Source organism: Pseudomonas sp. KH_024_B2 (genome assembly GCF_057839965.1).
The window spans coordinates 69,586-89,257 of the sequence record NZ_CM174502.1; the positions used below are offsets into that span (position 1 = coordinate 69,586).

Annotated in this window: 17 protein-coding genes; 11 read left to right on the forward strand and 6 right to left on the reverse strand. The window is 58.1% G+C overall.

The window, feature by feature from the left end; translation table 11 throughout:
- Positions 1–107: 107 nt before the first annotated feature.
- Positions 108–749, reverse strand: a complete 642-nt coding sequence (gene yihA / locus AC3I0A_RS00365; RefSeq protein WP_489375644.1) for a ribosome biogenesis GTP-binding protein YihA/YsxC — start codon at positions 747–749, stop codon at positions 108–110.
- A gap of 191 nt (positions 750–940) precedes the next feature.
- Here yihA and AC3I0A_RS00370 point away from each other — a divergent pair, with 191 nt between their 5' ends.
- The 7 genes from AC3I0A_RS00370 (at position 941) to AC3I0A_RS00400 (ending at position 8,269) form a co-directional block, all read left to right on the forward strand.
- Complete coding sequence (locus AC3I0A_RS00370) at positions 941–1,231, forward strand: c-type cytochrome (RefSeq protein ID WP_489375645.1); 291 nt, start codon at positions 941–943, stop codon at positions 1,229–1,231.
- 46 nt (positions 1,232–1,277) lie between these two features.
- Positions 1,278–1,883 (forward strand): c-type cytochrome, encoded by a 606-nt coding sequence (locus AC3I0A_RS00375; protein WP_489375646.1) that lies wholly within the window; start codon positions 1,278–1,280, stop codon positions 1,881–1,883.
- A gap of 213 nt (positions 1,884–2,096) precedes the next feature.
- Positions 2,097–2,726, forward strand: coding sequence for a thiol:disulfide interchange protein DsbA/DsbL (locus AC3I0A_RS00380; RefSeq protein WP_489375647.1), 630 nt, complete (start codon positions 2,097–2,099; stop codon positions 2,724–2,726).
- A gap of 12 nt (positions 2,727–2,738) precedes the next feature.
- Positions 2,739–3,617, forward strand: a complete 879-nt coding sequence (locus AC3I0A_RS00385; RefSeq protein ID WP_489375648.1) for an endonuclease/exonuclease/phosphatase family protein — start codon at positions 2,739–2,741, stop codon at positions 3,615–3,617.
- Complete coding sequence (locus tag AC3I0A_RS00390) at positions 3,614–5,692, forward strand: diguanylate cyclase (RefSeq protein WP_489375649.1); 2,079 nt, start codon at positions 3,614–3,616, stop codon at positions 5,690–5,692. The genes AC3I0A_RS00385 and AC3I0A_RS00390 overlap by 4 nt, the downstream gene beginning before the upstream one ends.
- Before the next feature lie 102 nt (positions 5,693–5,794).
- Positions 5,795–6,574 carry an N-acetylmuramoyl-L-alanine amidase gene (locus AC3I0A_RS00395; protein WP_489375650.1) on the forward strand — a complete coding sequence of 260 codons (780 nt, stop codon included), beginning with the start codon at positions 5,795–5,797 and terminating at the stop codon, positions 6,572–6,574.
- 72 nt (positions 6,575–6,646) lie between these two features.
- Positions 6,647–8,269, forward strand: coding sequence for an EAL domain-containing protein (locus AC3I0A_RS00400; protein ID WP_489375651.1), 1,623 nt, complete (start codon positions 6,647–6,649; stop codon positions 8,267–8,269).
- Between the two features lie 15 nt (positions 8,270–8,284).
- Here the strand turns inward: AC3I0A_RS00400 and AC3I0A_RS00405 are convergent, their stop codons facing one another.
- Positions 8,285–10,075 carry an ATP-binding protein gene (locus AC3I0A_RS00405; RefSeq protein WP_489375652.1) on the reverse strand — a complete coding sequence of 597 codons (1,791 nt, stop codon included), beginning with the start codon at positions 10,073–10,075 and terminating at the stop codon, positions 8,285–8,287.
- 10 nt (positions 10,076–10,085) lie between these two features.
- Entirely contained in the window at positions 10,086–11,432 is a 1,347-nt protein-coding gene (gene algB / locus AC3I0A_RS00410; protein ID WP_489375653.1) for a sigma-54-dependent response regulator transcription factor AlgB, read from the reverse strand.
- A 438-nt stretch (positions 11,433–11,870) separates the two neighbouring features.
- Between algB and AC3I0A_RS00415 the strand changes: the two genes are divergently transcribed.
- The 4 genes from AC3I0A_RS00415 to AC3I0A_RS00430 all read left to right on the forward strand — a co-directional run bounded on the left by AC3I0A_RS00415 (position 11,871) and on the right by AC3I0A_RS00430 (position 15,701).
- Positions 11,871–12,158 (forward strand): hypothetical protein, encoded by a 288-nt coding sequence (locus AC3I0A_RS00415; protein ID WP_489375654.1) that lies wholly within the window; start codon positions 11,871–11,873, stop codon positions 12,156–12,158.
- Positions 12,159–12,238: 80 nt separating this feature from the next.
- Entirely contained in the window at positions 12,239–12,403 is a 165-nt protein-coding gene (locus tag AC3I0A_RS00420; RefSeq protein WP_003170804.1) for a DUF1328 domain-containing protein, read from the forward strand.
- 615 nt (positions 12,404–13,018) lie between these two features.
- Positions 13,019–14,350, forward strand: a complete 1,332-nt coding sequence (gltP, locus tag AC3I0A_RS00425) for a glutamate/aspartate:proton symporter GltP (protein WP_489375655.1) — start codon at positions 13,019–13,021, stop codon at positions 14,348–14,350.
- Positions 14,351–14,450: 100 nt separating this feature from the next.
- On the forward strand, positions 14,451–15,701 hold the full coding sequence (locus tag AC3I0A_RS00430) for a nucleoside recognition domain-containing protein (RefSeq protein WP_489375656.1): 1,251 nt from the start codon (positions 14,451–14,453) through the stop codon (positions 15,699–15,701).
- Between the two features lie 46 nt (positions 15,702–15,747).
- On the opposite strand, the gene AC3I0A_RS00435 is transcribed toward AC3I0A_RS00430, so the two are convergent.
- The 3 genes from AC3I0A_RS00435 to AC3I0A_RS00445 form a co-directional block, all read right to left on the reverse strand.
- On the reverse strand, positions 15,748–16,788 hold the full coding sequence (locus tag AC3I0A_RS00435; protein WP_489375657.1) for a DUF5924 family protein: 1,041 nt from the start codon (positions 16,786–16,788) through the stop codon (positions 15,748–15,750).
- 225 nt (positions 16,789–17,013) lie between these two features.
- Positions 17,014–18,672 carry a Na/Pi cotransporter family protein gene (locus AC3I0A_RS00440; RefSeq protein WP_489375658.1) on the reverse strand — a complete coding sequence of 553 codons (1,659 nt, stop codon included), beginning with the start codon at positions 18,670–18,672 and terminating at the stop codon, positions 17,014–17,016.
- Positions 18,673–18,889: 217 nt separating this feature from the next.
- Positions 18,890–19,657, reverse strand: coding sequence for a TerC family protein (locus AC3I0A_RS00445; RefSeq protein ID WP_489375660.1), 768 nt, complete (start codon positions 19,655–19,657; stop codon positions 18,890–18,892).
- Between the last annotated feature and the right edge of the window lie 15 nt (positions 19,658–19,672).

Below are 19,672 nucleotides of genomic sequence, written 5' to 3' on the forward strand. Positions count from 1 at the left end.
GTGTTAAGTGTTGGCAGATATCTGGACCCCGCCCTAGCGGTCCGGAACTTGGACCCCGAACTTCTTCTCCCCATACGAAGTCCGGGGTTTTTTTTGCCTGAAATTCCTTATTCAGCGGCCTCTGTGCCCTTATCCGCCAGTTCCATCCAGCCCGCCAGTACCGTGTAGGCGTCTTCCAGACCCAGGCGTTTTGGCGCCGAGAACAACTGGATGGTGATGGTATCGCCCCAGCCCTTGCGAATGTCCGCCTGCACTTTGAGCAGGGTGTTTTTCGCTGCGCCGTAGGTCAGTTTGTCGGCCTTGGTCAGCAAAATGTGCATCGGCATGCCGCTGGCAACGGCCCAGTCGAGCATCAGCAGGTCGAAATCGGTCATTGGATGACGGATGTCCATCATCAAAATCAAACCTTTCAAGCTCTCGCGACCGCCCAGATACGCTTCCAGGTGACGCTGCCAGTGCAGTTTCAGCGGGATCGGTACCTTGGCGTAGCCGTAACCTGGCAGGTCGACCAAACGGCGATCGTCGTCTAACTTGAAGAAGTTCAGCAGTTGCGTACGACCCGGAGTCTTCGAGGTTCGGGCCAGGCTGGCGTGAGTCAGGGTGTTCAGGGCGCTGGATTTGCCGGCGTTGGAACGCCCGGCGAAGGCGACTTCAAAGCCTTCGTCGTCGGGGCATTGGTCGACTTTGGCCGCGCTGAGCATGAAGGTGGACTGTTGGCACAGGCCGAGAATGGGGTTCTTGAGTTGCATGGGATTTCCGATGTGGGCGGTGCCGAGGATGGACGCGGCGAGCAGTGTCGTTTCCGTTTCAGTAACGCCAGTATATAATGCCGCAGATTTTGTGTGCGCTTTGTCCCAGCGTAGGATGAAGTTCACGGGAGCGATTGACCGAAATTGCGCACTAGAACGCAGCTCGCTCTCAACCCTGAAAAGGTCGTTTTATGACGAAATGGCTGCTAGCTGCCGGTGTCTTGATGCCGCTTTACAGCGCGCAGGCTACACAGGATCCGGAAGCTGTGTACAACCGTGTTTGTGGAGCCTGTCATTCCGGCCAACTGCCAACGGCGCCTGTGAAGGGTGACCAGGACGCCTGGAAGCCAAGACTGGCGCAAGGTATGGAGACGCTGGTGCAACACGTGACCCAGGGTTTCAAGGCGATGCCGCCGCGTGGTTTGTGCATGGACTGCAGTGCCGAGGATTACCAGGCAATCATCCACTGGATGAGTGAGTGATCCCGGTCCATAACTCTTTAACCCTTAGCCGTAGTTGGATTAGCTGATGAACAAATTGATCGTGAGTCTGCTGTTGACCCTGGGGATCTCCGGCATTGCCCATGCTGCAGGCGATGCTACTGCTGGTCAGGCGAAAGCCGCAGTATGTGGCGCCTGTCATGGCCCGGATGGCAACAGCATGGCGCCAAACTTTCCAAAACTGGCGGGTCAGGGTGAGCGTTACCTGAACAAACAATTGCATGACATCAAGTCCGGCAAGCGCACCGTCCTGGAAATGACCGGCATGCTGACCAACCTGAGTGATCAGGACCTGGCCGATCTCGCTGCCTATTTCTCCAGCCAGAAGGGCAGTGTTGGCGCAGCCGATCCCAAGCTCGTGGCTCGCGGTGAAGAACTGTTCCGTGGCGGCAATCTGGAAAAAGGCATGCCTTCGTGCACTGGCTGCCACTCGCCGAACGGCGCAGGCAATGCGGCAGCAGGCTTCCCGCACCTGGGCGGCCAGCACGCTCAGTATGCCGCCAAGCAGTTGACCGACTTCCGTGAAGGCAATCGCACCAACGACGGCGACGCGAAGATGATGCAAAGCATCGCGTCCAAATTGAGCAACAAGGATATCGAAGCGGTATCCAGCTACATTCAGGGCCTGCACTAAGGGCGCATCGATTGGCGTTGCGCAGGGCCTGAGATGAAATGTTTGGGGGGCTTTCGCAACGTTAACGATCGATTAATCCGACGATGCAAACATAAAAGGGTGGCTTTGGCCGCCCTTTTTTGTGGCTGCTGCCGTTACACTAGAGAACTCAAACCCGACTGGACCTGTCTGAATGCAGGTCGCACGAGGCGACCTTACGACAAGGAGTAAAGCATGCGTAATCTGATTCTCAGCGCCGCATTCGTCACCGCCGGCCTGTTCGGCATGACCGCCCAAGCTGCCGAGCCGCTTGAAGCCGGTAAACAATATGTCGAATTGAGCAGTGCCGTTCCGGTTGCCGTGCCTGGCAAGATCGAAGTGGTGGAGCTGTTCTGGTACGGCTGCCCGCATTGCTACGCGTTCGAGCCAACCATCAATCCCTGGGTTGAAAAGCTTCCTGCCGATGTGAACTTCGTACGTATCCCGGCCATGTTCGGCGGTATCTGGAACGTTCACGGCCAGTTGTTCATCACCCTGGAATCCATGGGCGTGGAACAAAAGGTTCACAAAGCCGTATTCGAAGCCATCCACGGTGGCAAGAAACTCGCTACTCCAGAAGAAATGGCCGAGTTCCTGGCGACCGAAGGCGTCGACAAGGATAAATTCCTGAGCACCTACAACTCCTTCGCCGTCAAAGGCAAGGTTGAAGATGCCAAGAAGAAGGCTCAGGCCTATCAGATCACCGGTGTACCGAGCATGATCGTCAACGGCAAGTACCGCTTCGACCTCGGCACCGCCGGCGGTCCTGAAGGCGCCTTGAGCGTGGCCGATCAACTGATCGGCAAGGAGCGCGCCGCTAAGTAAGCGGCGCCTGCCATGCGCCGCTGGGGTACTGAGCGCGTCGTTGGCCTGCATGACCCGCAGGTCAACGCGCATCATCTTGGATCGACGGGCTTGCCCGCGGACAGTCGTCTGCGTTTGCTCAGTTTCAATATTCAGGTTGGCATCAGTACCGAGCGCTATCGGCATTACCTGACCCGTGGCTGGCAACATCTGTTGCCGCATACCGGGCGTGCCGACAATCTGCAAAAGATCGGCAATCTGCTGGGCGACTTCGATCTGGTCGCCTTGCAGGAAGCCGATGGCGGTAGCCTGCGATCGGGCTACGTCAATCAAGTCGAACACCTGGCCCAACTCGGCGCCTTCCCCTATTGGTATCAACAGCTCAATCGCAATCTCGGTCACCTGGGTCAGCACAGCAATGGTGTGCTCAGCCGTTTGCGTCCATGGGCTATCGAAGATCATCCATTGCCGGGTCCCAAGGGCCGCGGTGCGATTCTGGTGCGCTTCGGCGAGGGACCGGAGGCGTTGGTGGTGGTAATGATGCATCTGGCGCTGGGTGCACGTACCCGAACCCGACAACTGGCCTATATTCGCGAGCTGATTGGTGGGTACAAACACCAGGTGCTGATGGGCGACATGAACACCCATGCCAGCGACCTGCTGCAAAGCTCCCCATTGCGCGATCTGGGTTTGCTCGCGCCACAGCTTGAGGCGACGTTCCCCAGTTGGCGACCGCAACGATGCCTCGATCACATTCTGCTCAGCCCGAGCCTGACCCTTGAACGGGTCCAGGTGTTGGCTCAGCCCATTTCCGATCACCTGCCGGTCGCGGTAGAAATTCGTCTGCCGGGTTCGCTCACGGCTGATGCATTTCCCGCGCTGAGTCCTGCCCCTCGCGGATCCCTTGAATGAGCGACGAAGCACAGCGCTGGAAAGAGAAGTACCTCAAAAGCGTCGAGCAGCAGGAGAAGCTTGAGCGCCGTTGGGATGCCCGTCTCGATTTGCTTCGCCGTGGCCTGGTCCGCAGCACACTGGCGGCCGAAGGCACTGACCGGGCCGTTGACCAATGCATGAAGGAAATGCGCGAGGTCGTTCGCACCGACGATATGGACGCGGGCCTGGCGGCATTGCTGCCGCGCCTGGAGAAAGCCGTACTCGATTCCGAGCAGCGCCGGGAAACTCGCGTTGATCAAATCAATTCTGCGCTGACGGCTCTGGTCACTCAGTTACAGGCCTTGCCGCTGCCTCGAGAAGTGAGTCGGCCGCTCAAGAGCTTTGCCAAGCGGCTGGACGGACGTGTCAGCCAGGCCCGTGAAATGCCCTTGCTGCTCGGCGAACTGAGTGGCTTGCAAGGTCAGGCATTGAGCCTGCTGGAGAACCCGGCAGAACCAGATCCTCCCGGTTTGCTGCAACGCCTGTTTGGTGGGCGCGAACCCGTTGAACAGATGCCGACCCAAGCTGTCGAGACGGCGCATGAACCTGTTCGCGTAGCTTTCCAGCCTGTGCCTGTTGCGCCAGGTGTTGTGGCGATTGCGCAGGTAGTACCGTCACCGACCGTAGAAGCGCCGGTATCTGTGGTTGCAGTAGTCGAGCCGGTTTCGAATCCAGAGCCGACTGATAAAAAGCCATTGATCGAAGTGCAGGCTTTTGTCCCGTCGGTGCTGAAGCCAGAAGCGCCGACGCCACTGCCGGTTCAGCAAGAGGAACTCGTCGCTGCGCCGCAACCGGCTCTGACGGCCAGCCTTGAAGCATTTCCCGCTCAGGTTGATGTCAATCCTGACGAGCTGACCCACCCGGTATTCTCTGACTCCGGGCACGAGGCACCTTCCTCTCTCGACAGCCTGCCGTTGCCGTCGGCAATGGGGCAGGCACTGACGGCTTTTGATCCAGAGCGCCCTGAGCCGGATGTCCTCTATGCCCTGCCTGATTCGCCGGAACCGTCCTACAGCTCGGTGGCCAAGCATATTGAAGATACGCTGCTGGGTCTGCTCGATGACTTGTCCCTGCCCGAACGTCACCGGCCGCAAGCCGAAGCCATGCGTGATCGACTGCAACATGGTCTGAACTGGTACGAGTTGCTGACGATCCTCGACGATCTGGCGGTCTTGATGCTGGCAATCACTGACAGCGGGCAGCATGAGTTTGAGGTGTACCTCAAGCAACTCAATGAGCGACTTGAGTCATTCCAAAGCAATCTGCAAGCGGCCAGTGAGGGCCATGCCGATGGCCATTCAGCTGCGCGTGAAATGGATACCCAGATTCGTGAACAGGTCGATGGCCTGCAGAGCAGCGTGCAAGACGCGGCGGATCTGGACAGCCTCAAGCATGTGCTGGAGAACCACCTTGAAGGCTTGCTCGGCACCATGGATCAGCACCAGAAGCAGCGCGATCAGCGTGAGCAGGAAGTGGCCGGGCGCCTGCAAGGGCTGGCCGAGCGCGTGGCGAGTATGGAGCAGGAGGCTCAGGGCTATCGCGAGCATCTTGAGGAGCAGCGGCAAAAGGCGCTGATCGATCCGCTGACCGGCCTACCGAATCGGGCCGCCTGGAGTGAGCGGCTGGATCATGAAGTCGCTCGATGGCAGCAACAGGGGAACATGCTATTGCTGGCAATGCTTGATCTCGACCACTTCAAGCGCATCAACGATAACTACGGTCATCTGGCCGGCGACAAGGTTCTGAAGATCATTGCCGGCGTTCTGCGCAAGCGTCTGCGCGGTTCGGACTTCATCGCCCGATTCGGCGGCGAGGAGTTTGTCCTGCTGGTGCCTGACACCACATTACCGGTTGGCGTAAAGCTGGCGGAAACCTTGCGCGCAGCCATCGAGGCTTGCCCGTTTCACTTCAAAGGTGAGCGGGTGACGATAACCGTCTCCATGGGCATGACCGCATTCAAACCGGGTGAACGCAGCGAACTGGTGCTTAAAAGAGCCGATCAGGCGCTTTACCGCGCCAAAGATGCCGGACGCAACAGGGTGGAATTGGGCTGATCCCAATTGTTCCATTTTGTTTAATAGCGGGGCTTTTGCAAATTATCCGGAAGGCAGTACGTTACACTGTTGCATTACTGTCTTCAGCGTAGTGCTTGCGCCATGAAATTTTTTTCCCTCGTCCTGTCGCTTCTTGTCTTGACCGGCTGTGCCAGCGGACCGCGAATCGACACCCGTCATCCTTCGGTCAATCACGATAGCCGCATTCAGTTCGTGGTACTCCATTACACCTCGGCTTCACAGGATGATTCGCTGGCCTTGCTGACCCATGGCGAAGTCAGCAGTCATTACCTGATTGGTGACGACAATCGGCCGACCATTTACAAATTAGTCGATGAGAACTTTCGGGCCTGGCATGCCGGGGAAGGTGAATGGCTGGGTCGGACCTGGTTGAACTCCAGCTCCATCGGCATCGAAATCGTCAATCCGGGCTTTCGCGATACGCCGACCGGTCGGCTTTGGTATCCCTATACCGAGGGCCAGGTCGAGGCATTGATCGTTCTGCTCAAGGACATCAGCAAGCGTTACAACATCGATCCGCGTCATATCATCGGGCATAGTGACATTGCACCCATGCGCAAGCTCGACCCGGGGCCGCTGTTCCCCTGGAAGCGTCTGGCCGACGAGGGGCTGACGATTTGGCCGAACGCTCAGGCCGTGGCTCGCCAGCAAACATTGTTTGCAGCTCAGTTACCGGGCATCGCCTGGTTTCAGCAAGAGTTGGCCCGCTTGGGCTATGCCACACCGCAGACCGGTGAGCTGGATATCGCGACCCGTCATGTACTGGCCGCGTTCCAGATGCACTATCGACCGTCACGCTACGACGGTACGCCGGACGCGGAAAGTGCGGCAATCCTGCACGTCTTGAGTCAGACAAAATAATGACACCGCCCGACGGTCGCGGCGATTTCTCAATCAGTTGCTATAACTCATTGGTAATCCTTTGGATATTCAATGATGCCGGCCGCTCGCGAGACGCTGCATAGTTGGTTTCATCGCCCCTGGTTTTTGGCGATGATAGCGGCTGCACTCAGCGCCACCTTGTTGCTGCTGGGCAGTCTGGGCGTAGCGCTGCATCAGGTGCAACAACGCGAAAGCAAGCAGATGAATGCTCAAGGCGAGCGCTTTGTCGAGCGACTGGAGCAACTGTTCGGCCAACTGCGCGAAGGCCTTGATGAGTTGGAAGCCCAGCCACTGCGCGGTTGTAATGTCGAGATGATCACGGCATTGCAACAGGTGAGTTTCAGTTACCGTTTCGTTTATGAAGCGGCTTACATCGACGCCATTCAGGCCTGCTCAAACCGCCCGCACCAAGACACCCTTTCTGCTGCGCGACCTCCGGATATCAAGGGGCCGACCTACAGCTACTGGTTGAATACCTCGACAGAACCTGATGAAAACCGTGCGGCGTTGATGCTCGGACGCGGCAACTTTCGTGTCGCGACCTCTCGTGGTCATTTGACCGACATGGTCGACTTGCCTCCGGGTAGCAGCTTACTGGTGGTACTCGACCATGGCACGAGGGCAGTCCCGGTGCTGGGTGCGCCTCAGCCCTGGCCACCAGCCGAGCCCTGGCCCCCTGTGAGCAGTGATGCCCTTCTGGTAACGCAGGATCAGCTGATTTATCGGATGCCGACCAGGAACCCCGAATACCAACTCGTACTCATCACCCCTCGCACAAGTTTGCAGGTGGAAATGACAGCAGCCTGGCACTGGTTGCTACCGATGAGTCTGTTATTGGCGATTTTCATCGGGTGGCTGGTCTTGCTGTCGGTTCGCCAGCGTCGGTCGCTGGGTGGCGAGTTGCAGGGTGCTTTGCGTCGTGGCGAGTTGCAGGTCTTGTATCAACCGATTTTCGATCTGCGTAGCCGCCAATGCGTCGGCGCCGAAGCACTGCTGCGCTGGCGTCGGCCGGACGGGACCTTGACCAGCCCGGATCTGTTCATCCCCTTGGCGGAAAATACCGGGCAGATCCGCCAGATCACCGACTTCGTGCTGCAGCGTCTGCTTGAACAGCTAGGTAAGCTATTACGGGCCAATCCGCAGCTATACATTTCGGTCAATCTGGCGGCTTGCGATGTGATGGTGCCGCGCGTCGGCCAGGTCATGGCTCGTTTGCTGGCCGTGCATCGGGTTCCAGCGCGGCAGATTGCCTTTGAGGTGACCGAGCGAGGCTTGATCGACGTGGAGGTCGCACGGGACAACCTGCAGGCTTTGCGTGATCTCGGGCATCAAGTGCTGATCGATGATTTCGGCACTGGCTATTGCAGCCTTGCCTACCTGCAAACCCTGCCCGTGGACTACCTGAAAATCGATAAAGCCTTTATCGATGCTCTGGGGCACGATGCCGCCAGCAGTGGTGTGGCGCCGCACATCATTCGCATGGCGCATGCCTTGGAACTCAAGGTGATTGCCGAAGGGATCGAATTTGAAGCCCAAGCCTCGCTGTTGAGCAGCGAGGGGGTGAACTACGGGCAAGGCTGGTTGTTTGCCCATGCCCTGAGTGCCGTGCAGTTCATTGAGTTGATCACCTGTGGTCGCCGGTTGGCCACGCGACGTCTGGATGATGACATCTGATTGTGCGCCACGCGTTTATAAGGGAAGCGCCATATAGAACTGCGTGCCCTGCCCCGGCCGTGAGTAGACACCCATCCGCCCGCCGTGCAATTGCACGATTTCCTTGCACAGCGCCAGGCCCAGACCGGCGCCGCCCTTCTTGCGACCGACCTGTACGAAGGGCTCGAAAATCCGCCCCTGTTGGCCGTAAGCAATGCCTTCGCCATTATCCTCGACGCTGATAATCATCCGCTCGTCATGTCTACGGGCCTGTAAACGAATCTGGCCGTCCCTGGCGGTATGACGCAGTGCATTACCAATCAGGTTATCCAGCACCCGTTCGAGTTGTGCCTGGTCGGCTTGCAACCTGGGCAGTGGCGGCAGCACTTCCACCAGCAACTCGATGCCCTGCTCGCGGGCTTGCTCAGCGAAGCGAGCTTGAGCGCGTTCGAGCAGTTCATCAATGGTGCAGGGCGCAAGGGTGAGTTTTTGCAGACCATTTTGATAGCGCGAGAAGTTCAGCAGGTCGTTGATGAGCTGCATCAAGCGCTGCATTTCTTCGTTGACGGTGTTGAGCAGGTCGGCTTCGCGAGAGTCGTCAGCAAAATGCACGCGCTCCTGGAGCAGACCAAAGGCCATCTGCATGCCGGTGACCGGTGTACGCAGCTCATGAGACGCCCGTAACACGAACTCACTGCGGACCCGCTCGAAGGCGCGTTGTTCGGTGACGTCGTGCAGCACCATGACCGCGCCGAGTATGTGTCCCTGGGTATGGCTGACAGGTGTCAGGCTGTAAGTCAGCAGCCGCGATTCGCCGTCAACGTTGATACTCAAGTCCTCCGGTGCCCTGTCCAGGCTACCGCCACGCAGGATCAGCTGCAGCTGCTCATCGAGTTCCGCGCGTTCAAGGGCTGTGCCCAGCCCCTGTCCCAGACGATCCTCGTCCCAGCCCAACTGCCGTTGTGCCACGGGATTGAGATGTTCCAGGCGGCCTTGGCGGTCAATAATCAGCAATCCGTCATCGATGCTGTCGAGCACCGCTTGCAAGCGTTGCTGGCCGGAGAGCAGCTCATCGATATTGGTCGCCTGATGCTGACGCAGGGCCTCGGCCATGATCCCGAAACGGCGGGTCAGCTGATTCATTTCCGCAGCCGAGGAGATCGGCAGTGTCACTTCGAAATTGCCCTGGCCGATGTTGTCCGCAGCCTTGGCCAGCGCCTCGATGGGGTTGCCGAAGCGTTGGGCAATGCCGTGGGCGGTGATGAAGCCAATGATCAACACCGCCAGCCCCACCAACCCGAGCAACCCGCAGATCAATAGCGCTCGTTCTCGGGTCTGGCGTTGGGTTTCATTAATATTGTCCAGTGCCAGTTTGTGCTCGAAAATCAGGCCATTGCGCAGCACGTTGAATTTTTCGGTGAGGTCCTGGTTTCCGATCAGACTGCCAGACTGCTCCCGAGACTGGCCGAATGTATTGAGAAAACCCAGATAGTCAGCCCGGGCCCGGCTAAAGCCACTGCGCTGCCCATCAATGCCTTGCTCAAGCGGGATACCTTGATCGAGCAGCTCCAGGTAGTGTTGTCTGGATGCCTCCAACGCCGCCAGGTCGGGCTTCTCGTTGAGCATGTTGATCAACTGGTCGTCCAGGGTCTGTTGCAGCTTGAGTCCCAGATCAAGCGTGATGAAGTTGTTGCGGATCAGCGATTCCTGGGTGTTTGCCATCTGCATGACGCTGACGAGCCCGAGCAGAAGCCCGAGCAAGGAAACGGTGATCAGCGCCGAGATACTCAGAAACAGCCGAGTACGCAGTTTCATCGCAAGCTTCATCGGCCGCTGCTCATAAATTGTACTGTTTGCGTTTTCGGTACAGCGTCGAAGCATCAATGCCGAGGGTTTTGGCGGCCTGATCAAGGGTGTCGCTAGTGGCCAGTACTGCGCCGATGTGGGCTTTCTCCAGTTCGTCCAGACTCAACGCCGCACCAATCCGCGGAGCATTGTTGGTCGGTTGTTCGGCCATGCCCAGATGGCTGATTTCTACCCGCTCTTGAGGGCAAATGATGCTCGCGCGTTCGACCACATTGCGCAGTTCGCGGATGTTGCCCGGCCAGCGATAGTTGAGCAGGGCCTCGCGCGCTTGATCGCTGAAGCCGCGCGCCGGACGCGCGTATTCCTTGACGAAGCGGGCCAGAAAGCGATCGGCCAGGGTCAGAATGTCTTCACTGCGCTCGCGCAGCGGAGGCAGGTGCAAAGTGATGACATTCAGCCGGTATAACAGGTCCTCACGGAAACGGCCGTCGCGGACCATGTCTTCGAGATTGAGGTTGGTCGCGGCGAGGATGCGTACGTCAGCGCGACGGGTCACCGGGTCGCCGACGCGCTCGTATTCCTTGTCCTGAATGAAGCGCAACAATTTGGGTTGCAAGGCCAGCGGGAAGTCGCCGATTTCATCGAGGAACAGCGTCCCGCCGTCGGCCTGATTGACCCGTCCGAGGGTGCTTTCACTGGCGCCGGTAAAGGCTCCACGGCTGTGGCCGAACATCTCGCTTTCCATCAGCTCGGCGCTCAGCGATGGACAGTTGATGGTGATGCAGGATTTCTTCGCGCGCTTGCTCCAGCCATGAATAGCCAGGGACAGTTCGCCTTTACCGGTGCCGGACTCACCGAGAATCAGAATATTGGCATCGGTACCAGCTACCTGTCGTGCGGTTTCCAGCACCACTTTCATTGCCGGGCTGTGAGAGTCCAGGCCGTCTCTGGGTTTGCGCATTTCCCCTTCGAGCGCTTCCAGGCGCGCCGAGAGCTGACGCACTTCCAGTTGTTTGGCAGTGGCGAGGCGCAGTTGATCGGGGCTGCAGGGCTTGACCAGGTAGTCCGCGGCACCGGCCTGAATCGCATCGACGGCGGTATCCACGGCCGAGTGGGCGGTGACGATCACCACACGCATCCACGGAGCCTGGATACGCATCTGGGCCAGTACGTCGAGGCCATTGTCTTCGCCCAACCGCAGGTCGAGGAAACACAGGTCGAATACCTGGCGTTGTAATAAAGCATCGGCCTGGGCCGCGCTGTTGGCGGTGGCTACGGTATAGCCTTCGTCTTCCAGACAGTAACGGAAGGTGCGGAGGATGGCGGATTCATCATCCACCAGAAGAATACGGCCTTGATGTTCCGTGGCTGATTCCATTTCCCGGCGCTCCTTTAATGAATGATTTTATTTAGTATCGGAAAGATCGGGCAAGTTGCATGGTCGATTCTGATTGATTCCACTGGGTGCAGGTTAGCTCTCTATTTTGTAGATAACTAATAGGCTGATTTATATTGGTTTTTTAAAAATATCTGAGCACCCATCGGCCCTTGCTTCCTCCTTCTGACATCCACAGATCACTTCTGACTCCAAAAGCTTTCAGTTTCCTGCACATTGATCGTGCATTACGCACGAAGCCTTGGAAGCCATCGTGCAAGATGCGTTCGAAAGCATTCTCGATGCATTTATAAGTTATTGATTTTATTTAAGTTATCTGTGAGTTAACGCTGGCATGCAGGCTGCAATGGTCTGAGTAACCAAGGCGCTGCTGAAGACGCGCCTTCTTCCGAACAACCACCCGTGTGGAGGAGCTTCAGGATGAATCGCCAACGTCTCGCCCAGTTGCATATTTCACCTCTGCATCTGCAGCAAGGGCTGGTTGCGAGTCTGGCGCTGCTGGTCACGCTTATTGTGGGTCAGCAATTTCAGCGCTGGGAGCAGAGCCGGCAGGAAGTGACACCCCCCGTGCCGATTCATCACATGACGCAGACCCATTTCAGCGCGGTCAGCAGTCAGTCTGCTGACTCCGCCACGATGCACATGATGGATGTCGACCAGGCACAGCCATTGACTGAGTTCGTTCCTCAAGAGCGCTTGGTGTTTTAGGCGCAAAGACCTGGCGCGGGTAGCTGCGCCGGAATCGCAATACAAGCAACGCCTCTAGTGGAAGCGTAAGGAGAATCACCATGTTGAGCTGGGCAATCACATTCTTGATTATTGCCATTGTGGCTGCAGTATTGGGCTTCGGTGGTATCGCGGGCACCGCCACGGGTATCGCCAAGATTCTCTTTGTCGTGTTCCTGGTGATGTTCATTGCGTCCTTCTTCTTCGGCCGTCGCGGCCGAGGATGAATATGAGCGTCTGGTTAAAGACGCTGAGTTCTACTTTGCCTGCGCAAGGGCCGGGTCAGGAGAAAGCCGTACCGCAAGCTCGCTAGTCGTTGAGGACTTGGCGGGCTTGCGGCGTGCTTGAATATGCTCGTCCTAGAGCTATCCGCTGGTTCCTCACCTTCTGAAAAATCTCTCTATTTGTCTTTCTCAACCGTTTCGCGGTGTTTCGTCGCGACCGTATATCGAGAAACCTGGCTCTGATTCGGGTTCTGCTTTCGATTTTCTTTGTAGGTTATTTCCTATTTTTTTGCCGGTACTCCTGCTGCTTATAAATCCCGCATATCCCCTGTAATGGCCGGCTCGTGGCGCTTATGGCTTCCTGAATGTCGTATTCGAACCGGTTGGGACGATGGTTTTGTTTGAGAGAGTTCATGCCGATTCGGCATAGGGTAGGCGTTTATGGCATTAGACGCGCCCCTCTTGCATCGGAATAGTTGCGCCTTTTTCCGCCTGCCAGAGAGCCGTGATTGCTCGCTCGCGGTGACTTTATCCGGGGGCAGATGCACAGACTTTTCCGCACTTGAGCGTTCCAGTTTGCGCATCTTCCCGAGTCCACTTATAAGAAAGGGTAATGATATGAAGAAGGCAAAGCTTAGCCTCGCCTGGCAGATCCTCATCGGTCTGGTGCTGGGGATTGCAATTGGTGCGCTGCTCAACCATTTCAGTGCCGAAAAAGCCTGGTGGATCAGCAACGTCCTGCAACCGGCGGGCGATATCTTTATCCGTCTGATCAAGATGATCGTGATCCCGATTGTGATTTCCTCGCTGATCGTCGGTATTGCCGGTGTCGGTGACGCGAAAAAACTCGGGCGCATTGGTCTCAAGACCATCCTTTACTTCGAAGTGGTCACCACCATCGCGATTCTGGTCGGCTTGGTACTGGCGAACGTATTCCAGCCCGGTACCGGGATCGATATGAGCGGCCTGGGTACTGTGGATATTTCCAAGTACCAGGCGACTGCCGCTGAGGTCCAGCATGAGCACGCGTTCATCCAGACCATCCTCAACCTGATCCCGTCGAACATCTTTGCCGCCATGGCGCGTGGCGAGATGCTGCCGATCATCTTCTTCTCGGTGTTGTTCGGCCTTGGCTTGTCGAGCCTGCAGTCCGATTTGCGTGAGCCGCTGGTGAAGATGTTCCAGGGCGTATCGGAAAGCATGTTCAAGGTCACTCACATGATCATGAACTACGCCCCGATCGGCGTTTTCGCACTGATCGCTGTGACCGTCGCCAACTTCGGCTTTGCCTCCCTGCTGCCGCTGGCCAAGCTGGTGATCCTGGTTTATGTGGCGGTCGCGTTCTTCGCCTTCGTGGTACTGGGTCTGATCGCCCGCCTGTTCGGCTTCTCGGTGATCAAGCTGATGCGCATCTTCAAGGATGAGCTGGTGCTCGCCTACTCCACCGCAAGCTCCGAGACCGTGCTGCCGCGAGTGATCGAGAAGATGGAAGCCTACGGCGCGCCGAAAGCCATTTGCAGCTTTGTGGTGCCGACCGGTTACTCCTTCAACCTTGACGGCTCGACCCTGTATCAAAGTATCGCGGCGATCTTCATCGCGCAGCTGTATGGCATCGATCTGTCCATCAGCCAGCAATTGCTGCTGGTGCTGACCCTGATGGTCACCTCCAAAGGTATTGCCGGTGTGCCGGGTGTGTCCTTCGTGGTGTTGTTGGCGACTCTGGGCAGTGTGGGTATCCCACTGGAAGGCCTGGCGTTCATCGCTGGTGTCGACCGCATCATGGATATGGCCCGTACCGCGCTGAACGTAATCGGCAACGCCCTCGCCGTGCTGGTCATCTCCCGTTGGGAAGGCATGTACGACGACGCCAAAGGCGAGCGCTACTGGAACTCCCTGCCGCACTGGCGCAGCAAAGAGCCGCTGCCAGCCGGCGAGATCTCTAACAGCTAAGGTCCTTCAGACCTCTTGCAACGAACCCCGGGAAACCGGGGTTTGTTGTTTCTGGCAACTGACAGCTATCATTCGCCGCATCTTTTGGGGGATTTAACTGATGCTCAATGGCCTATGGCTAAGCTTCTTCATCGTGGCTGCCGTTTCGGCACTGGCACAGTGGTTGATTGGCGGCAATGCCGGGATCTTCTCGGCGATGGTGGAAAGTATCTTCGGCATGGCCAAGTTGTCGGTGGAGGTGATGGTTCTGCTGTTCGGCACCCTGACCCTCTGGCTGGGCTTTCTGCGGATTGCCGAAAAGGCCGGGATCGTCGACTGGCTGGCCAAGGCTCTCGGTCCGCTGTTCTTGCGCCTGATGCCGGAAGTACCCGCCGGTCACCCGGCCATTGGTTTGATCACCCTGAACTTCGCTGCCAATGGCCTGGGGCTGGATAACGCGGCCACTCCCATCGGCCTGAAGGCCATGCGCGCCTTGCAGGACCTCAATCCCAGCGCGACCACGGCGAGTAACGCGCAGATTCTGTTTCTGGTGCTGAACGCTTCGTCGCTGACCCTGCTACCTGTAACGATCTTCATGTATCGCGCCCAGCAAGGCGCCCCTGATCCGACACTGGTATTCCTGCCGATCCTGCTGGCCACCAGCGCCTCGACCCTGATGGGGCTGCTGTCGGTGGCATTCATGCAGCGTCTGCGGCTGTGGGACCCGGTGGTCCTGGCCTATCTGATTCCGGGCGCGCTGATACTGGGCAGTTTCATGGCCTTGCTGGCGACGCTTTCCGCCACCGCGCTGGCCAGCCTCTCGTCGATTCTTGGCAACCTGACGCTGTTTGGCTTGATCATGTTGTTTCTGGTGATTGGCGCGCTAAGGAAGGTCAAGGTTTATGAGGCGTTCATCGAAGGTGCCAAAGAGGGTTTCGATGTTGCCAAAAATCTGCTGCCATATCTGGTGGCGATGCTTTGTGCGGTAGGCGTATTGCGGGCGTCCGGGGCGCTGGATTTCGGTCTGGAGGGGATTCGTCATCTGGTGGCCTGGGCTGGTTGGGACACCCGTTTCGTCGACGCGTTGCCGACGGCGCTGGTCAAACCCTTCTCCGGTAGCGCCGCGAGGGCAATGCTGATCGAAACCATGCAGACCAAGGGCGTGGACAGCTTCCCGGCGCTGGCGGCAGCAGTCATTCAGGGCAGTACCGAAACCACCTTCTATGTACTGGCGGTGTACTTTGGTTCCGTCGGCATTCAACGCGCCCGCCATGCGGTGGGTTGCGCGCTGCTGGCCGAGCTTGCGGGTGTGGTGGCAGCGATTCTGGTTTGTTACTGGTTCTTTGGTGCAGCCGGCGCACAGGTCCCCTAGCAGCCTTCGGCAGCTGCTACAAGCCGGACGCAGGCTCCGCCTGCTGCTACCCCTCGCTCGGCATCTCGACGTTTTGACCTGAGTCGGTCACTTTGAAGCGCAGCACGCCGATCACCTGACCGTCCTCGGTCAGCACGCGAACTTGCCAGCGGCCAACCGGATTGTCCGGGAAGTTCTGTTTGTGGGTCCAGGCCCGGTAGCCTTCCTTGCGCCCGCCGTGGATATCCAGAGCGATGCGGTCGACCTCTTTACCGTTGAGTTTCCAGACGTGATAGATCCGTTCTTCCAGCCCCCGTGGCGCGTTGATCGCGGTGAAGGCGTACAGACCGCTGCTGCGTACCTGGCTGGCGCTGACTTGCTCAAGACTGTCGCCGGGGGTTCTGTCCTGGAGTTCAGTGCTGATCGCCACCTCGGTCATCCACAGGGTCGCCGGTGGAACCCAGGAGCGCAGTAGCCAACCGGCGCCACCGATGGCCAGCGTCACTCCCAGCAAAATCAGCCCGCCGCGCCAGTTGCGAATCGGAAAGCTCGACGCCAGGCTGGGGAAAGACAGCAGCATGGCGATGCCCAGCGCCAGCTTGAAGCTTTGCGCGGTGGTCAGGTGCAGGATGACGGGCAGCGCCGTCAGCAACACGGCAAACAAGGTCAGGGTGTGCAGCGCCAGAAACAACCAGCGCCGTGGCGCCAGCCATTTGTAATACAGCGGGTCGATGATCGAGACCAGCGCCGCAGCGCCGAGCAAGCCGGTGAAGAGCAGTTGCCCGCTGTTCCAGGTGGTGGTGATAAAGAAGAACGGCAGGACGAAAAACAGGCTTTCCTGATGGATCATCTGCGTCGCGTAACGCAGTAAAGGCTGCGGAATCTCGCGTTTGAAGACCTTGGTGAAGAGTTGGGTCAGGCTGTTTTCCAGCATCAGCCAGATCCAACTCACCAGCATGATGGTCGCGATCCATGTCGCCAGACTTTGCTGACGATCGACCAGCATGAAACTGCCGACCCCGGAGACAAAACCGCCGAGCGCAATCACCCCTGGATAGCGCTTCATCAATTCCAGGAAGCGCTGTATGTAAAGAGTGCAGTTTGGCATTCGGTAGTTCGCAGTCTTAGTAGGAAAAATCTTCGACACCATACCGTTGGTGCGCCAGTGTGGCGAGGGCGCTTGTCCTAATGCCGGTAAGTTAAGCGAACATTGCGCCCTGTAGGAGCGAGCTTGCTCGCGATGGACTCATGGGCAACGCGTATATTCAGAAAACACGCGTTATCGTTAACGTCCATCGCGAGCAAGCTCGCTCCTACAACCAGCGCCAGACGTTCAAGGCGAATGTGTGGTGTCAGCAGTTTCGTCCACCACCAACGCTCCGGTGTCGGAGGTTTCCAGCACTGCATAGGCGCTGCTGCAGAATAGTGAATTCAGGCGCTTCATATCGGCGATCAACTCCAGATGCAGTGAACTGGTCTCGATACTTTGCACGATCTTGCGTTGCAGGCGGCTGACGTGGGCATGGGCCAGGCGCCGTTCCTGAGCGCGGAAGCGACGTTTCTCGCGCAGTAATTGCCGGGCGCTTTCCGGGTCGGCACTGAGGAACACCGACAGGCCCAGGCGCAGGTTGGCGATCAATTGGCTGTGCAAGCCCGCCAGCTCTTCCAGACCCACTTCGGAGAAGGAGCGACGTTGCGAGGTTTTCTGCTGCTGAACCTTGCGCAGCATGCGTTCGATCAAATCTGCGGCGAGTTTCAGGTTGATCGCCAACTCGATGATCTCGGCCCAGCGATGGCTGTCCTGTTCACTGAGGTCTTCGCGGGGTATCTGCGCCAGATAGAGTTTGATCGCGCTGTAGAGCGCCTCAACGTCATCGCTCAAACGGCGTACTTCCTGAGTGACGGCGGTTTGTTTGCCGCGCAGCACATCGAGCATCGCTTCAAGCATATTGTCGATCAGGTCACCCATACGCAGGGTTTCCCGCACCGCGTTGGCCAGCGCCAGGCTCGGTGTGACCAGAGCGGTCGCGTCCAGGTGGCGCGGCCGGGCCAGCCCGTTGATTTCCGGGCGTTCAGGTAGCAACCAGGCGCAAATGCGTGCCATTGGCCCAACGCTGGGCAGCAGCAACAGGCACCGGACGGTGTTGTAGAGCAGATGAAAGCCGATCACCAGGCCTTGCGGACCGTAATCCAGGGAGTCCATCCACTTCACCAGCGGATCGAGCACCGGGATGATCAGCAACAAGCCAATCAGTTTGTACAGCAGGCTGCCCAGCGCGACCTGTCGGCCGGCGGCGTTCTGCATGCTGGTACTGAGGAACGCCAGCACACCGCTGCCGATGTTCGCGCCGATCACCAGGCCGATGGCCACCGGCAGGCTGATCACCCCCGCGCTGGCCAGGGTTGCGGTGAGCAGGACCGCCGCGAGGCTGGAATAGGAAATCATCGCGAACAGCGCGCCGACCAGGGCGTCTAGCAAAATATCGCCGGTCAATGAGGCAAACACCACCTTCACGCCTTGCGCCTGGGTGATGGGCACAGCGGCTTCGACGATCAGTTGCAGGGCGAGAATGATCAGCCCCAGACCGATGCCGACACGTCCGAGTTGCCCGACGCGGGTCTGTTTGCGCGACAGAAAGAAAATCACCCCGAGAAAGATCAGCAGCGGCGACAACCAGGACAGGTCCAGGGTCAACACTCGCGCCATCAGCGCAGTACCGACGTCGGCCCCCAGCATGGTTGCCAGCGCTGGCGTCAGCGCCATCAGGCCTTGACCCACGAACGAGGTGACCAGCATCGCCGTGGCGTTGCTGCTCTGGACTGTGGCGGTCACCAGAATCCCGGCGACAAAGGCCAGCGGACGCCTGGACACGTTCTGGCTGATCACATGGCGCAGATTCGAGCCGTAGACCCGCAGGATGCCGGTTCGGACGATGTGCGTGCCCCAAATCAACAAGGTCACGGCGGAAAGCAGATTGAGCAGGGTCAGCATACAGGGCCCCCTGTGGTGAACAGCGCCCCAAAGGGGCAAGTTGTGACGGTGCCTCGCGATCTTCTACGTCTTGTACTTAAGCTGTAGTTGGCTAACGGGCTTGGCGCCAGCATCGCATAGCTAAAGAGTCGATTGAAACAAAACTGTCATGAAATCAGCTTTATGCAGACGTGAAAAAGGGGCTCGAAAGCCCCTTCTCTAACCGCGCGTTCTCAGGTTATTGACCCGGGATGTCCTTGCGCAGTTTCACTGGTTCCTGTTGTTTGCGCTTTTTCGCAATGGCAGTGCGCATCTTGATGTTGATGGCCTCCACTGCCAACGAGAACGCCATGGCGAAGTAGACGTAGCCTTTTGGTACGTGCACATCGAAGGCTTCGGCGATCAAAACGGTACCGACTATCAACAGGAACGACAGCGCGAGCATTTTCAGCGACGGGTGTTTGTCGATGAACTCGCTGATGGTGCCGGAAGCCATCATCATCACCAGCACCGCGACGACGATTGCAGCAACCATGACCGGTACATGGGAAACCATGCCGACCGCGGTAATCACCGAGTCCAGGGAGAACACGATGTCGATGATCGCGATCTGGATGATGGTGTAGAGGAAATTGCCGCCCTTGCCGTTCAGCTCGTCGGCGGTTTCGTCTTCACCTTCCAGTGCGTGGTACATCTCCTGGGAGCTTTTCCACAGCAGGAACAGACCACCGAAGAACAGGATCAGGTCGCGCCCGGAAAAACCCTGTTCGAGGACCACGAACAGGTCGGTGGTGAGACGCATGACCCAGGTAATCGACAGCAGCAACAGAATCCGCGTGATCATGGCCAGCGCCAGACCGAAGATCCGCGTACGTGCCTGCATATGCTTGGGCATACGGCTGACCAGGATCGAGATCATGATGATGTTGTCGATGCCCAGGACGATCTCCAGGGCAGTCAGCGTGAAGAAGGCAACCCAGATTTCCGGGTTGGTCAGCCATTCCATGTGTATTCCTTTGAG

Coding starts and splice junctions, on each gene's coding strand:
- AC3I0A_RS00375 (WP_489375646.1), top strand. CDS start 1,278: ATGAACAAATTGATCGTGAGTCTGCTGTTGACCCTGGGGATCTCCGGC.
- AC3I0A_RS00370 (WP_489375645.1), top strand. CDS start 941: ATGACGAAATGGCTGCTAGCTGCCGGTGTCTTGATGCCGCTTTACAGC.
- gltP (WP_489375655.1), top strand. CDS start 13,019: ATGAAGAAGGCAAAGCTTAGCCTCGCCTGGCAGATCCTCATCGGTCTG.
- AC3I0A_RS00380 (WP_489375647.1), top strand. CDS start 2,097: ATGCGTAATCTGATTCTCAGCGCCGCATTCGTCACCGCCGGCCTGTTC.
- AC3I0A_RS00405 (WP_489375652.1), bottom strand. CDS start 10,075: ATGAAGCTTGCGATGAAACTGCGTACTCGGCTGTTTCTGAGTATCTCG.
- algB (WP_489375653.1), bottom strand. CDS start 11,432: ATGGAATCAGCCACGGAACATCAAGGCCGTATTCTTCTGGTGGATGAT.
- AC3I0A_RS00390 (WP_489375649.1), top strand. CDS start 3,614: ATGAGCGACGAAGCACAGCGCTGGAAAGAGAAGTACCTCAAAAGCGTC.
- AC3I0A_RS00395 (WP_489375650.1), top strand. CDS start 5,795: ATGAAATTTTTTTCCCTCGTCCTGTCGCTTCTTGTCTTGACCGGCTGT.
- AC3I0A_RS00420 (WP_003170804.1), top strand. CDS start 12,239: ATGTTGAGCTGGGCAATCACATTCTTGATTATTGCCATTGTGGCTGCA.
- AC3I0A_RS00430 (WP_489375656.1), top strand. CDS start 14,451: ATGCTCAATGGCCTATGGCTAAGCTTCTTCATCGTGGCTGCCGTTTCG.
- AC3I0A_RS00445 (WP_489375660.1), bottom strand. CDS start 19,657: ATGGAATGGCTGACCAACCCGGAAATCTGGGTTGCCTTCTTCACGCTG.
- AC3I0A_RS00440 (WP_489375658.1), bottom strand. CDS start 18,672: ATGCTGACCCTGCTCAATCTGCTTTCCGCCGTGACCTTGTTGATTTGG.
- yihA (WP_489375644.1), bottom strand. CDS start 749: ATGCAACTCAAGAACCCCATTCTCGGCCTGTGCCAACAGTCCACCTTC.
- AC3I0A_RS00415 (WP_489375654.1), top strand. CDS start 11,871: ATGAATCGCCAACGTCTCGCCCAGTTGCATATTTCACCTCTGCATCTG.
- AC3I0A_RS00435 (WP_489375657.1), bottom strand. CDS start 16,788: ATGCCAAACTGCACTCTTTACATACAGCGCTTCCTGGAATTGATGAAG.
- AC3I0A_RS00400 (WP_489375651.1), top strand. CDS start 6,647: ATGATGCCGGCCGCTCGCGAGACGCTGCATAGTTGGTTTCATCGCCCC.
- AC3I0A_RS00385 (WP_489375648.1), top strand. CDS start 2,739: ATGCGCCGCTGGGGTACTGAGCGCGTCGTTGGCCTGCATGACCCGCAG.